General features: G+C 68.4%; 14 protein-coding genes. 9 read left to right on the plus strand and 5 right to left on the minus strand.

The window, feature by feature from the left end; genetic code table 11:
• Window positions 1-54 precede the first annotated feature (54 nt).
• Entirely contained in the window at window positions 55-1,383 is a 1,329-nt protein-coding gene (locus tag HFGMBDPB_RS06660; RefSeq protein ID WP_016446552.1) for a HipA domain-containing protein, read from the minus strand.
• Entirely contained in the window at window positions 1,380-1,784 is a 405-nt protein-coding gene (locus tag HFGMBDPB_RS06665) for a helix-turn-helix domain-containing protein (protein WP_016446553.1), read from the minus strand. The genes HFGMBDPB_RS06660 and HFGMBDPB_RS06665 overlap by 4 nt, the downstream gene beginning before the upstream one ends.
• 212 nt (window positions 1,785-1,996) lie before the next feature.
• Here HFGMBDPB_RS06665 and HFGMBDPB_RS06670 point away from each other — a divergent pair, with 212 nt between their 5' ends.
• The 3 genes from HFGMBDPB_RS06670 to HFGMBDPB_RS06680 all read left to right on the plus strand — a co-directional run bounded on the left by HFGMBDPB_RS06670 (window position 1,997) and on the right by HFGMBDPB_RS06680 (window position 3,869).
• Window positions 1,997-2,812, plus strand: coding sequence for a crotonase/enoyl-CoA hydratase family protein (locus tag HFGMBDPB_RS06670; protein ID WP_047218472.1), 816 nt, complete (start codon window positions 1,997-1,999; stop codon window positions 2,810-2,812).
• Window positions 2,813-2,914: 102 nt separating this feature from the next.
• Window positions 2,915-3,385, plus strand: coding sequence for a MarR family winged helix-turn-helix transcriptional regulator (locus HFGMBDPB_RS06675; RefSeq protein WP_016446555.1), 471 nt, complete (start codon window positions 2,915-2,917; stop codon window positions 3,383-3,385).
• Between the two features lie 67 nt (window positions 3,386-3,452).
• On the plus strand, window positions 3,453-3,869 hold the full coding sequence (locus HFGMBDPB_RS06680) for an organic hydroperoxide resistance protein (RefSeq protein ID WP_016451896.1): 417 nt from the start codon (window positions 3,453-3,455) through the stop codon (window positions 3,867-3,869).
• On the opposite strand, the gene HFGMBDPB_RS06685 is transcribed toward HFGMBDPB_RS06680, so the two are convergent.
• Complete coding sequence (locus tag HFGMBDPB_RS06685) at window positions 3,870-4,622, minus strand: 2'-5' RNA ligase family protein (protein ID WP_212645102.1); 753 nt, start codon at window positions 4,620-4,622, stop codon at window positions 3,870-3,872.
• 30 nt (window positions 4,623-4,652) lie between these two features.
• Here HFGMBDPB_RS06685 and HFGMBDPB_RS06690 point away from each other — a divergent pair, with 30 nt between their 5' ends.
• Both HFGMBDPB_RS06690 and HFGMBDPB_RS06695 read left to right on the plus strand, forming a co-directional pair.
• The gene (locus HFGMBDPB_RS06690) at window positions 4,653-5,717 is read left to right on the plus strand and encodes a serine/threonine protein kinase (RefSeq protein ID WP_016446558.1); all 1,065 of its coding nucleotides are present in this window, start codon (window positions 4,653-4,655) and stop codon (window positions 5,715-5,717) included.
• A 116-nt stretch (window positions 5,718-5,833) separates the two neighbouring features.
• Window positions 5,834-6,784, plus strand: coding sequence for a diguanylate cyclase (locus HFGMBDPB_RS06695; protein WP_016446559.1), 951 nt, complete (start codon window positions 5,834-5,836; stop codon window positions 6,782-6,784).
• Window positions 6,785-6,858: 74 nt separating this feature from the next.
• Here the strand turns inward: HFGMBDPB_RS06695 and HFGMBDPB_RS06700 are convergent, their stop codons facing one another.
• Window positions 6,859-7,326 carry a hypothetical protein gene (locus HFGMBDPB_RS06700; RefSeq protein ID WP_212645103.1) on the minus strand — a complete coding sequence of 156 codons (468 nt, stop codon included), beginning with the start codon at window positions 7,324-7,326 and terminating at the stop codon, window positions 6,859-6,861.
• 271 nt (window positions 7,327-7,597) lie between these two features.
• Here HFGMBDPB_RS06700 and HFGMBDPB_RS06705 point away from each other — a divergent pair, with 271 nt between their 5' ends.
• On the plus strand, window positions 7,598-8,809 hold the full coding sequence (locus HFGMBDPB_RS06705) for an MFS transporter (protein WP_502757458.1): 1,212 nt from the start codon (window positions 7,598-7,600) through the stop codon (window positions 8,807-8,809).
• Window positions 8,810-8,837: 28 nt separating this feature from the next.
• Here the strand turns inward: HFGMBDPB_RS06705 and soxR are convergent, their stop codons facing one another.
• Window positions 8,838-9,308: a redox-sensitive transcriptional activator SoxR gene (gene soxR / locus HFGMBDPB_RS06710; RefSeq protein ID WP_017407202.1), complete on the minus strand. Its 471-nt coding sequence runs from the start codon at window positions 9,306-9,308 to the stop codon at window positions 8,838-8,840.
• Window positions 9,309-9,437: 129 nt separating this feature from the next.
• Between soxR and HFGMBDPB_RS06715 the strand changes: the two genes are divergently transcribed.
• From HFGMBDPB_RS06715 to HFGMBDPB_RS06725, 3 genes are all read left to right on the plus strand, one after another.
• Entirely contained in the window at window positions 9,438-9,965 is a 528-nt protein-coding gene (locus tag HFGMBDPB_RS06715) for a RidA family protein (RefSeq protein ID WP_061287165.1), read from the plus strand.
• Window positions 9,966-10,011: 46 nt separating this feature from the next.
• The gene (locus HFGMBDPB_RS06720; RefSeq protein WP_160851696.1) at window positions 10,012-11,250 is read left to right on the plus strand and encodes an MFS transporter; all 1,239 of its coding nucleotides are present in this window, start codon (window positions 10,012-10,014) and stop codon (window positions 11,248-11,250) included.
• A 201-nt stretch (window positions 11,251-11,451) separates the two neighbouring features.
• Window positions 11,452-12,360 (plus strand): urease accessory protein UreD, encoded by a 909-nt coding sequence (locus HFGMBDPB_RS06725; protein WP_212645104.1) that lies wholly within the window; start codon window positions 11,452-11,454, stop codon window positions 12,358-12,360.
• Window positions 12,361-12,367: the final 7 nt, after the last annotated feature.

Genomic DNA, 12,367 nt, shown 5'->3' on the forward strand with positions numbered 1-12,367 from the left:
CGAAGGCGAAGGCAGCTCAGGCTGGCCTTCGCCTTTTGTTTTGGTGGCCGCGCGCTACTTGGTTTTGCGCACCAGCGCCAGCATGTCCTCGATGACGATGTGACGTATCGACCTGAGCATTCTCAGGTGGGCACTTCTTGTGGAATGGTCCATTGCAGAGTCGGCAGGCTGGTGGAGCTGGCCAGCCTCGAATTCTGCGATCAACGTATCGGCCTGCGGAGCCAGCATGCCAAGCATCCTGTCGAGCACACGTCCGCTTGTGCTCTGGGTCAGGCCCAAGGCCGTACCTGCGGCCAGCAGCTTTCCGTAGGTCACGTCGGCAAAGAAGGCCGCACCCGCAAGCGGAACCGTCAGCCGCTCCTGTGGCCATACCGCATGTTCATCGGCGTAAGCCCGCGTGTGATAGACGGCGGTGCTCAGGAGATCGTAGAACGGCGCCAGCCTGACGCCGCCCCGGTCCACCAGGAACGACAGATTCTTCAGATGACTGTCGCTGTTGCCCACCAGGGTGTTGAACAGCAGCCACTGATAGATGCCCATCCGGGCTTGCGCCTTTTCGCGGCAGCGGTCCATCAACGACGCCAGTGTCTGGATGCTGGCTCCTTGATATTTGAAAGTCCGGGCCAGGTCGAGCAGTTGGCAGGCATCCACCACATGCAGTCGCAGCCACTCTTGGGACGCTTCATCAAACACGCGGTCAAAGCGGTTGATGACATAGGCCGGCTCGGGCGTGTACAGCAGGTGTACCGGCGGCACATCAAGCCCCAGGCGCCCGGCAAGCTTCATGGTGAAGGCCTCGTTGACGGTCGAGTGCGGATAGCCTTCGGCCGTGGAGTCCGGCTTGAGGATATGGCTGGAAGCCGTCCCTTGGAAGGGTTCCTGCAGGCGAGCGGTTTTCTCGTCGTACAGCACCACCATTTTGTGCTGCGCTCCAGCCAGGGACATGCGCTTGGGTGATCCGGCATGCAAGGATGTGCGCGGCAAGTTCCTGAGTCTTAGTGACAGTTCGCCGAACTCCAGCCTCCTTGCGCCGCGCTCGGCTGCACCCGCCCCAGGCGGCAGCAGGACCAGGGATCCGGCCGATTCCGCGCCAAGGGCCTGCAAAAGGCCGAAGGCATCGTGCTCATTCACCTCCAGCTCTTTGCTGATCGCACTGCGCAGTGCTTCCTCGGGCAGCAGGTTGTCGAAGAACCATTGGACGCTGCGGTGCGTAGATCCGTCGATGTGCCTGCGCTTTGCCAAGGAAATGCCGGGCGCCAATGGGAAAGCGCGAGGGTCGCCCATCCACTCCTCCTCATAGGCAAAGCCCCAGACATCCCTGTTTTCGACCAGCTTTCCGGCAAGCCGGCCGTTGATGAATACGTCCAGGATGCGTGCGGTCACGGCCTGTTCTTTTCGAAGGCGGTGCGGAAGAACGCATCGTCCGAGTCGCGGGCACCGGGCTCCTCCCTGACTTCAGCGGCTGGCCCTCCGTCCGGTGCGCCCTGGCGCGTTCGGTACTCGTGGGAACCATGGGACTCAGGTGGCAGCCTGGCCTGGCGGCGCTGCAGATAGGCCTGCTCGGTTCCCTCGGGAAGGTCGATGAGCACCTCGATTCCCAGTTCGGACAGCAGTTGCAGCACGCGCCCAAACTGGACCGTGGGCTTGCCGCGCTCCACGTCCCGCACAAAGACATGGCTCACGCCTGCGGCGCCTGCTGCATCGTCCTGGCGCAAGCGCCGCGCCTTGCGAACGGCCCATACCGCGTCACCGAGTGCATCCACAGAGTCGATGGAGATCTTCATGGCTTCAATGAAATCGAAAGCATGGTTTCGATCTTATCGATCGGCAATGGCGCTGGCAATGAATCGAAACGAACTTATCGATTTTCATCGATCAGCTTCCCAAACCTCAGAAAACGAAAGCATTGCTTAGATATTCATTTCGTTTTCAACCGTCCTCTGCGCGACTGCACCCATCCCTGGCCTGCTCTAAGGTCCATGCGCAGGAGACAACCATGGACATCAACACCCCCACCCCGCCGCCCGAAGGCTGCATCAGCTGCGAAGTGCGCGGCCATGTGCTGCTGATCGGCATCAACCGTCCCGCCAAGCGCAACGGCTGGACGCCCCCCATGTTCCAGCAGCTGGCCGAGGCCTATACCCGGCTGGACGACGACCCGCAATTGCGCGTGGGCGTGCTGCATGCGTTCGGCAGCCATTTCACGGCGGGGCTGGACCTGCCGGTGATGGCGGAGTACCTGCGCTCGGGCAGGAAGGCCATCCCGCAAGGCCTGGTGGAGCCGCACGACTACGGCCTGGTCGGCTACCGGCGCCGCGCCAAGCCCATGGTGGTGGCGGTCAAGGGCATTTGCTTCACGGTGGGCATCGAGCTGATGCTGGGCGCCGACATCGTGGTCGCGGCCGATGACTGCCGCTTTTCCCAGCTGGAGGTGCAGCGCTGCATCATGCCCACGGGCGGCGCCACGCTGCGCATGGCCGAACGTGCGGGCGTGGGCAATGCCATGCTGCACCTGCTGACGGCCGACGAATTCGACAGCGCCGAGGCCTATCGCCTGAACTTCGTGCAGAAGGTGGTGCCGGCCGGCGAGGAGCTGGCCGAGGCGCTGCGCATTGCCGAGCGCATTGCCGCCCAGGCCCCGCAGGCCGTGGTGGCCACGCGGCTCAATGTGCTCAAGGCCATCGAGCTGGGCCAGGCCGCCGCCGTGGCCGACTTCATTCCCGTGCAGCAGCGCCTGGCCAGCAGCGAGGATGCGGCCGAGGGCGTGCGCTCCTTCATCGAAAAACGCCCCGCTCGCTTCACGGGCCGATAGGCCCCCTCGGTCCCTCGACCCCTGCGGATCTTCACCTTCCGATCCGAAGGGGTTTTTCAAATTAAGTTGTGCACAATTTAATTGACAGCAATAATTCAACCCATGCCCAGCAGCCACCCCCTTCCTCTCGACAGCTCCGAGCTTCTGCGCCTGGACAACCAGGTCTGCTTCGCGCTGTACTCGGCATCGCTGGCCATGACCAAGCTGTACAAGCCCCTGCTCGATGGCATCGGCCTGACCTATCCGCAGTACCTGGTGATGCTGGTGCTGTGGGAGCGCGACGGCCTGACCGTGTCCGAGATCGGCGAACAGCTGTATCTGGATTCGGGCACGCTGACCCCGTTGCTCAAGCGCCTGGAAGGCGCGGGCCTGCTGGAGCGGGTGCGCGATGCGCATGACGAGAGGCGCGTGCGCATCACGCTCACGCCGCAAGGCCGGGCGCTGCGCGATGCGGCTGAAAAGATTCCCGCCTGCGTGCTGCAGAGCACGCAGTGCACGCTGCCCGAGTTGCAGGCGCTGACGCAGCAACTGGGCGCACTGCGCCAGCGGCTGGTGCCGCGCCGCAGCGATTGACGACCACCCGCAGACGATTTCCTCCACCCGTCCGCACCGCCGGACAACTTTGCAAAAGGAAGACACCATGGCCCAGCTCGAAAAAGTCCTGTACACCGCACGTGCCCACACCACCGGCGGCCGCGACGGCGCCTCGCGCACCGATGACGGACGCCTGGATGTGACCCTGTCCTCGCCGGGCACCAGCGGCACGGGCACCAACCCCGAGCAACTGTTCGCCGCCGGCTACTCGGCCTGCTTCATCGGCGCCATCAAGGCCGTGGCCGGCAAGCAGAAGATCAGCCTGCCCCAGGACCTGGCCATCGACGCCGAAGTGGACCTGGGCACCATCCCCAACGCCTACGGCATCGCCGCGCGCCTGAAGGTCAGCCTGCCCGGCATGGACAGGGCCGCCGCCCAGGCCCTGGTGGACGCGGCCCACCAGGTCTGCCCCTACTCCAACGCCACGCGCGGCAACATCGACGTGCAGATCACCCTGGCCTGATCAGGCCCAGTCCGGCCTCTGCAGCCAGTGCAACCTGCGGCCCAGGAGGTCGTAGCGGGCGTGGCAGGTCAACGGCCCGTGCAGCACATCGGCTGCATAGCTGACCAGCGCGATCTCGCCCACGGCGGCCTGCCAGTGCTCCTGCATTGGCAGGCCGCTCATCCATTGCAGCACCTGGTCACGGGGCCAGGCAGCGCTCCAGGCGCCCAGCGTCACATGGGGCACGTAGGGGCGCATCGCCTCGGTCAGCGCCAGCCCTGGCCCTGTCTGCGCGAGCACGCCATGCAGTCCATGCAGCGTGCAGCCGTCCGGCCTGCCGTCGCGCACCTGAAGGTATGGCGCCATCTCGAAACTTCCCCAGCCACCGAACTCCAGCTGCAGCGGCGCGGCCGGCAGGTGCTGCAGCGCGAGCAGGTCGCGCGACAGTTGCGCCGCGCCGTAGGCCTGCGGCAGTTGCGCACCGCCATCCAGAAAGCCCGCGGTGGCCAGGGTCACGTGCAGTTGCCGCTGGCAGTGCGGGACCAGCGCCGCGCCCAGCCAGCGGCGTGCCTGCGCACAGGCGGCTTGCACGGCGTCGCGCACAGGCGGGGTCAGCGCCTGCATCGTCACCACCCAGACCGCATAGCGGCCACGGCCGAGGTGCCAGGCGCTCCAGTCGTCGGATGGCCCGGCCGCACTGGCGATGGCATGGGATTGCAGGAAGTGGGGCAGCAGCGGCACGGCGGGCGGATCGGCGTTGTCGGGCGGACGCAAAGCTTAAGCCAGCCCGGCGACAATCGCCCCATGTCTGCCACACCATACGATCCTGATCTGAGTGCCGTCCCCGATGCCGGTTCGCACGCCTATGCCCGGCTCACGCCCGACGCCGTGCTCGACGCACTGGCCTCGGTCGGCCTGTGGGGCGATGGCCGGCTCACGGCCCTGGCCTCCTACGAAAACCGCGTCTACCAGGCCGTGCTGGAGGACGGCGAACGCGTGGTGCTGAAGTTCTACCGCCCGGGCCGCTGGAGCCGCGATCAGATCCTGGAGGAGCACGCCTTCAGCGCCGAGCTGACGGCCGCCGAAGTGCCTGCCGTGCCCCCGCTGGTGCTGGCAGGTGCCACGCTGCACAGCTACGCGGGCTTTGATTTCTCGGTCAGCCCCTGGCGCGGTGGCCGCCCGCCCGAGCTGGACGATTTCGAGGTGCTGGAGTGGACCGGGCGCTTCCTGGCCCGCATCCACACCGTGGGCGAAGCCCGCCCGTTTGTGCACCGGCCCGCGCTGGATCTGGCCACCTTCGGCCACGACTCCATGCAATGGCTGCTGGACCGGAAAATGATTCCGCTGGAGGTGGAATCCACCTGGAAAGCCGCCTGCCAGCGCGCCCTTGAGCTGATGGCACCCGCTGCCGACGGCCTGAGCGCAGCCGGCCACTTCGGCCTGCACAGCGCGCGCACGCTGCGCCTGCACGGCGACTGCCATCCCGGCAACGTGCTGTGGACGCCGCTGGACGACGAAGGCCATGGCGGCCCGCACTTCGTGGACCTGGACGATGCGCGCACGGGCCCGGCCGTGCAGGACCTGTGGATGCTGCTGTCGGGCGACCGCAGCCAGCGCACGCGCCAGCTGGGGGCCCTGCTGGATGGCTATGAACAGTTCCGCCCCTTCGACCGCCGCGAGCTGGCCCTGATCGAGCCGCTGCGCACGCTGCGCCTCATCCACTACAGCGCCTGGCTGGCGCGGCGCCAGGACGACCCGATCTTTGCCATCAACTTCCCCTGGTTCGGCACGCCCGACTACTGGCGCGGGCAGGTGGACATGCTCAACGAGCAGATCGAGGCGATGCAGGAAGAGCCTCTATACGCCTGAGGCCACCGGGCCGCCTGCCTGCCGAAGACAGAGATCTTTACAAATTGTCCAGACCTCCTGCGCCCTATCCAGGGCTGCGGGTTCCGGGGTATTCTCGGCCCGAAATCCCACCGGCCATGCCCTACTCCGCCTTCCCCCCTACGCTGCCCAACCCGCTACAGCCCTTGCCTGCCGGGCAGAAGGTGCTTGTGGTGGACGACGTCCCGGACAACGCCGCCATCATCTGCCAGGTGATCAAGGATCTGTGCAGCGTGCTCATGGCCCACACGGGCGAGGACGCGCTGACCCTGGCCCGCCAGTACCTGCCCGACCTCATCCTGCTGGACATCCGCATGCCCGAGATGGACGGCTTCGAGGTCTGCCGGCGCCTAAAGGCGGACCTGGAAACCGCCCACATCCCCGTCATCTTTCTCACGGCGCTGACCGAGCCCCATTGCGAGGAACTGGGACTGAACCTGGGCGCGGTGGATTTCGTGACCAAGCCCTTTCGCCCGCCCGTGCTCAAGGCGCGTGTGCGCACGCATCTGGAGATTGCACAGCAGCGCAAGATGCTGCAGCTGCTCTCGCACAGCGACGGGCTGACGGGCACGGCCAACCGGCGCTTTTTCGGCGCCCAGCTGGAGCGCGAGTTCATGCGCCTGCAGCGGCTGGGCGAGCCGCTGTCGCTGGTGATGATCGATGTGGACCACTTCAAGGCCTACAACGACCACTACGGCCATCTGGTCGGCGATGAATGCCTGAGCCAGCTGTCCCAGGCCATACAGGGCGCGCTGCACCGGCCTGGCGACCTGCTGGCGCGCTATGGCGGCGAGGAATTCGTCTGCCTGCTGCCCCATACGGCGCTGGACGGCGCGGTGCTGGTTGCGCAGGGCATCGTCGATGCGCTCAGGGCGCTGGACCTGCCCCACGCCGCCTCGCCCCTGGGCCATGCGCTGACCGTCAGCCTGGGTGTGGCCAGCATGGCGCCTTCGCCCGACAACAGCGCCGACCAATTGCTGGCCGATGCCGACCGGCGCCTGTACCTCGCCAAGAACGCGGGCCGGGACCGTATCGTCTGGGCGGGGTGAACCGAAGCTCCCCCTGAGCGGCTGCCCTAGGCTGGGCCAGGCGCACCTTCCAGGGCGACGCATACGCTTAAGCGTTAGCAACGCCCGTCGACGCGGCAGGCCGGTACGACCTGACCGCTGGCGTCGCGCCATTGCAGCTGGCTGGCGGGTGTCTGGGAGGGCGCTGCAGGTGCGGGCTCCTGCGGTGTTTGGGTGGCGGGGCGCTGCGGGTCGTGCAGCACGGTGGACGAGCCCACGCCCACACCCACCCGCGCGCCGCCCACGCCCGTGGAGGCGCCCACGCCGGCGCTGCCCAGGACCTGGCCGCTCTGGTTGACGCCCACGCCAACGCCCAGCGGCCCCACGCCCGTGCCGACACCGGCGCTCAGCCCGCCGCTGCCCAGCCCGACGCCCACCGATACCGGGCCGACGGGAATGCCTATGCCCACGCCGCCGCCTACCGAGTCGCAACCGGCCAGCAGCAGCGCGCAGGCGGCAAGCGCGGCCCCAGCCGCCTTGCGCGATGGCGGGCAGGTGATGAAGGCGGTGGGTGGAACTGGCATGCCGGACTCTCTGGACAAGGGAAAACACAGGGACGGCCACAGGGTACACCCGCCCGCCTGGCGCACGATGCCAGCGGTATGCCCGGGTGCATGCCAGGGGCTCGGAGGCGGCGAAACACCCAGGACACGCGGGTTTCTTAGAATTCACCCATTGGCCTGCGGGTCATTCCAGATTCCATGCGCTCCCGGACAGTGCCGCGGCGCCTCGGGGCGCAAGGCCTGCGCGGCGCCTCTTTCCCTCGCTTTCGTCTTCTTCGCGTTCCCTTTTTCTATGCAAACCCGTTGGCCGCCCTATGCGTGGGTGTGTTTTTCCATGTGCGTGGGTGTCATGGGCACGGCCCTGGCCAGCCCGCTGTACCCGCTGTACCAGCAGGCCTGGGGGCTGCAGCCCAGCCACATCACGCAGATCTTCGTGGCCTACATGTTCGGCGCGCTGGCCAGCCTGCTGTTCCTGGGCCGGCTGACCGACCGCTTCGGCTTTGTCGCCGTGCTGCGCGCAGGCCTGATCCTGATGACGCTGGGCGTGCTGGCCTCCGCCGTGGCCTGGAACGTGCCCAGCTTTGCGCTGGGCCGCGTGGTGATCGGCGTGGCTTCGGGGCTGATCACCACCTCGGCCTCGGTGGGCATGACCCGGCTCAACAACCGGGGCGACCTGCAGCGCGCCGCGGCCACGACCAGCCTGACCATTGCCTTCGGCTTCGGGCTGGGCCCCGTGGTGGGCGGGCTGATCGCGCAGTGGCTGCCCTGGCCGCTGGTCACGGCCTACATTCCGTCGCTGGGGCTGGGCCTGCTGGCCGTCTATGCGCTGTACCAGGTGCGCATTGCCGAGCCGGCGGAGCTGGCCTCCACCCAGGCACGCGCGCTGCACTGGCGTGATTTCATGCCCACCATCACCCTGCCCGAGCGCCGCTTTGCGCGCCACTACGCGCTGGGCGGCATGTGTGCGTTCTGCGCCTTCGGCATGTTCAGCCTGTTCGCATCGCTGGCGCCCAGCTTCATGCAGCGCATGGTGCCCTGGCATGGGCCGGCCGTTTCGGGCCTGTCCATCGGCGTGATCCTGTTCCTCTCGGCGGGCTTCCAGTACTTGGCGCGCCCGCGCCCGACCAAGGGCTCGGCCATTCTGGGCTTTGCCTGCCTGGTGGCCTGCAACCTCCTGCTGCTGGTCAACAGCTTTGCGGGCTCGGCCCTGCTGTTCGCGCTCAGCGTGATCGCCACGGCGGCGGGCCACGGCCTGTGCAATCTGGCGGGCATGTCCATCGTCAACAAGGTCTCGACACCGGCCACGCGCACGGGCCTGCTGTCCACCTACCTGGTGGTCGGCTACCTGGGCACCATCGTGCCCATCCTGGGCCTGGGCTGGCTTTCGGACCACATCGGCATCACCGAGGCCCTGGTCGCCTACTGCATCGTCATGGGCGTGCTGGCCGGCTGGCTGTGCTGGATGTGCACGCGCACGCCCACGCTGCCCATGCCCAAGCACTAGGACCTGTTCACGCCCAAGCGCAGGCTGTTCAGCGAAAGTGCGGCCCCGGCCCGTCCTTGGCCAGGCAATCGCCGTCATTGCGCAGCGGGCAGACCTTGAGGGACAGGCAGCCGCAGCCAATGCAGCCGTCGATCTGGTCGCGCAGCTGGGTCAGCCCCTGGATGCGCGCATCCAGCGCATGGCGCCAGCGCGCGGACAGCGCGCTCCAGTCGGCCTGCGTGGGCGTGCGGCCGCTGGGCAGCTCCTGCAGCGCCTCGGCAATCTCGGCCAGCGGCACGCCCATGCGCTGGGCCACCCTGATGACGGCCACGCGCCGCAGCACGGCACGCGCATAGCGGCGCTGGTTGCCGGGCGTGCGCAGGCTCTCGATCAGTCCCTGGCGCTCGTAGAAATGCAGGGCCGAGACGGAGATGCCACTGCGCCGGGCCACTTCGCCCACGGAGAGGATGGCCGGCCCGTCATGGTCGGACGCGGTGACACCGGCAGAAGACAGATTCATGGCAGCAGGAAAATAGGCGCAGGAAAAATAGGTCCAAGCAGGCCTGCATTTGACCTCAACTTTGGTTGAGGTTTCACACTGGCAAGCCTCGCCGGTCCAGCCGGCGCACTTTCGGACTCCAGGCCCACCATGCAACACGACGCACTTCCAGCCGCCTCGGCACAGCCCGCCGCTTCCACGGCCCCGCAACTGCACCATCTGCAGCCCGCCGGTCTCTACGACGCCACGCCCAACGGCTACACCCATGTGGTCACCGTGCACGGGCCGGCGCAATGGGCCTTCGTCTCGGGCCAGGGCGGCGAGAACCAGGCGGGAGACCTGCCCGACAGCTTCGCGGACCAGGCGCAGCAGGCGCTGTCCAACCTCAAGCTGGCGCTGCAGGCGGCGGGTGCGGACATGGGCCAGGTGGTCAAGCTGACCCTGCTCATCGTGGACCACTCGGAGGCCCGCTTCAACGACTGGCAGGCCGCCGTGCGCCTGCATTGGGGAGATGGTTCCCCCGGCGATGGCGCACCCAGCAATACCCTGCCGCGCTTTCCGGCCTGCACCCTGATCCCCGTGCCCCGGCTGGCCCTGCCCGGCATGCTGATCGAGGTCGATGCCGTGGCCGCACTGCCCGCCACCGCCCAGCCGGCGCGACCGCCGCTGTGGGTCTGAGCCATCCGCTTGCCACCCATCAGCAGATACCACAGGCATTCGTCCGATGAACAGATCCTCCCCGGCCCCCGCCCTGCCCTCGCCGCCCATGCAGGCCACCGCCGCGCCCGTGCTGCCCCAGAGCACCCTGCTGCTCATGGCCACGGCCTGCGGCCTGTGCGCGGGCGCCAATTACTTCAACCAGCCGCTGCTGCACTCCATCGCCATCGACCTGGGCATCAGCGAGGCGCGTGCCTCGCTGACGGTGACCATGGCCCAGGTCTCCTATGCGCTGGGACTGCTGCTGCTCGTGCCGCTGGGCGACATGCTGGAACGCCGCCGCCTGGTGCTGGGCCTGATGCTGCTGGCCGCGCTGGGCATGCTGGCCAGCGGCATGGCGCACAGCTTCACCCTGCTGGCGGCGGGCACGCTGATGACCGGGCTGTTCTCGGTCGCGGCCCAGGTGCTGGTGCCCATGGCGGCCAGCTTTGCGGCGCCCGGCGCCAGCGGGCGCGCCGTGGGCCTGGTCATGAGCGGGCTGCTGATCGGCATCCTGGCCTCGCGCAGCGTGGCCGGCGTGCTCTCGGACCTGGGCGGCTGGAATGCCGTGTACTGGGTCGGTGCCCTGGCCACGGCCGGCGTGGCCCTGCTGCTGCGGCGCGCGCTGCCGCTGGCGCAGCCGGCCCAGCGCATCGGCTATGGCGCGGTGATGCGCTCCCTGCTCACGCTGGCGCGCGAGCAGCCGCGCCTGCGCAGCCGGGCGCTGATCGGCGGCATGGGCTTTGCCACGGTGAGCGTGCTGTTCTCCACCATGGCGCTGCTGCTGGCCGGGCCGGGCTACGGGTTCGGCGATGCGCAGATCGGCCTCATCGGCCTGGTCGGCGTGGCCGGCGCCCTCATGGCCAACATGGCCGGCCGGCTGGCCGACCGGGGGCTGGAGCAGCGCACCACGCTGGCCGGTGGCCTGCTCATGCTGGCGGGCTGGGGGGCGCTGTGGCTGGGCGGCACCAGCCTGTGGTGGTTCCTGGCGGGGCTGCTCATCGTCGATGCTGCGCTGCAGGCCCTGCACATCAGCAACCAGAACGTGATCTACGCGCTGGCGCCTTCGGCGCGATCGCGCATCAATGCGGTCTACATGACGGGGTACTTCATCGGCGCCTCGCTGGGCTCGGCCGTGGGCTCGACGGTGTGGCTGCACTGGGGATGGACGGGTGCCAGCGTTGCAGGCCTGGCCCTGAGCCTGTGCACGCTGGCCGTGGTCGCCTGGGACAGAAGCCTGGCGCGCCAGGCCAAGGCACGGGCGTAGGGCATCGCACCAACCTGCGGCACGGCGGCGCAGGAATGCACCGCAAGCGTGCCGCATTCCGCCCCGCGCATGGCAGCGCACGCACCAATCCGATGCGCAAGCGCACCAGCAGGGCGCAGCCGCCACTGCACCGGATTGGCACGCTAAATGCATGACGGAAGGCCGTTACCACCCACACGCCCTGTACCGTCCGCCCCGCCCATGTCCGCAGCGCTACCGATCACCGCCGTGCCCACGTCCGCCTCGGGCTGGCAGGCCATGCTGGAGCTGCGCTTCGGGCACCGCGCCGGCCAGGGCAGCGTGCTTTCCCACGCACGCCACAGCGGCCCGCTGCGCGTGCAAAAACCGCTGCACCCCGAAGGCCCCGGCATCTGCCATGCCGTGCTGCTGCACCCGCCCGGCGGCGTGGCTGGCGGCGACCAGTTGCAGATCGATGTGACCGTGGAGCCCGGCGCCCACGCCCTGCTGACCACGCCAGGCGCCACGCGCTGGTACAAGTCCCAGGGCCGCCCGGCCGCGCAGCGCGTGCGGCTGCGCGTGGAAGAAGGAGCCATCCTGGAATGGCTGCCGCAGGAAAACATGCTGTTCGCCGGTGCCGACGCCACCATGGCGCTGGACCTGGAGCTTGCGCCGGGCGCGCGCGCCATCGGCTGGGACGCCACGGTGCTGGGCCGCTATGGCGCAGGCGAGCACTGGAACCATGCCGACGCACCGCCTGCGCGGCTGCAGCTTCACAACCGGCTGAGCCATGCGGGCCTGCCACTGTGGCTGGAACAGGGCGAGCTGCACTGCGGCCATGCCCTGCTGTCCAGCCCGGTTGCCTGGGCAGGCTTGCCCATACAGGCCAGCCTCTGGGCCGTGGCCCCGGAACCCCTGGCGGCCATGGAGCCATTGAGCGAGCAACTGGCCGCCAGCCTGCCCTGGAGCGATGAAGTGCGCGCCGGTGCCAGCCTGCTGGCCGGCCAGGGCGGCGCGCCCTCGGTGCTGCTGCTGCGCGTGCTGGCCCGGCGCATGGAGGCGGCACGGGCCGTGCTGCATGAAGGCTGGCGCCTGCTGCGCCCCGCACTGCTGGACATGCCTGCCCGCCCTCCCCGCCTCTGGGCCACCTGATCAACGG

The sequence above is a fragment of the Delftia sp. PE138 genome, from assembly GCF_018320755.1.
Lineage (GTDB): Bacteria > Pseudomonadota > Gammaproteobacteria > Burkholderiales > Burkholderiaceae_C > Comamonas > Comamonas tsuruhatensis.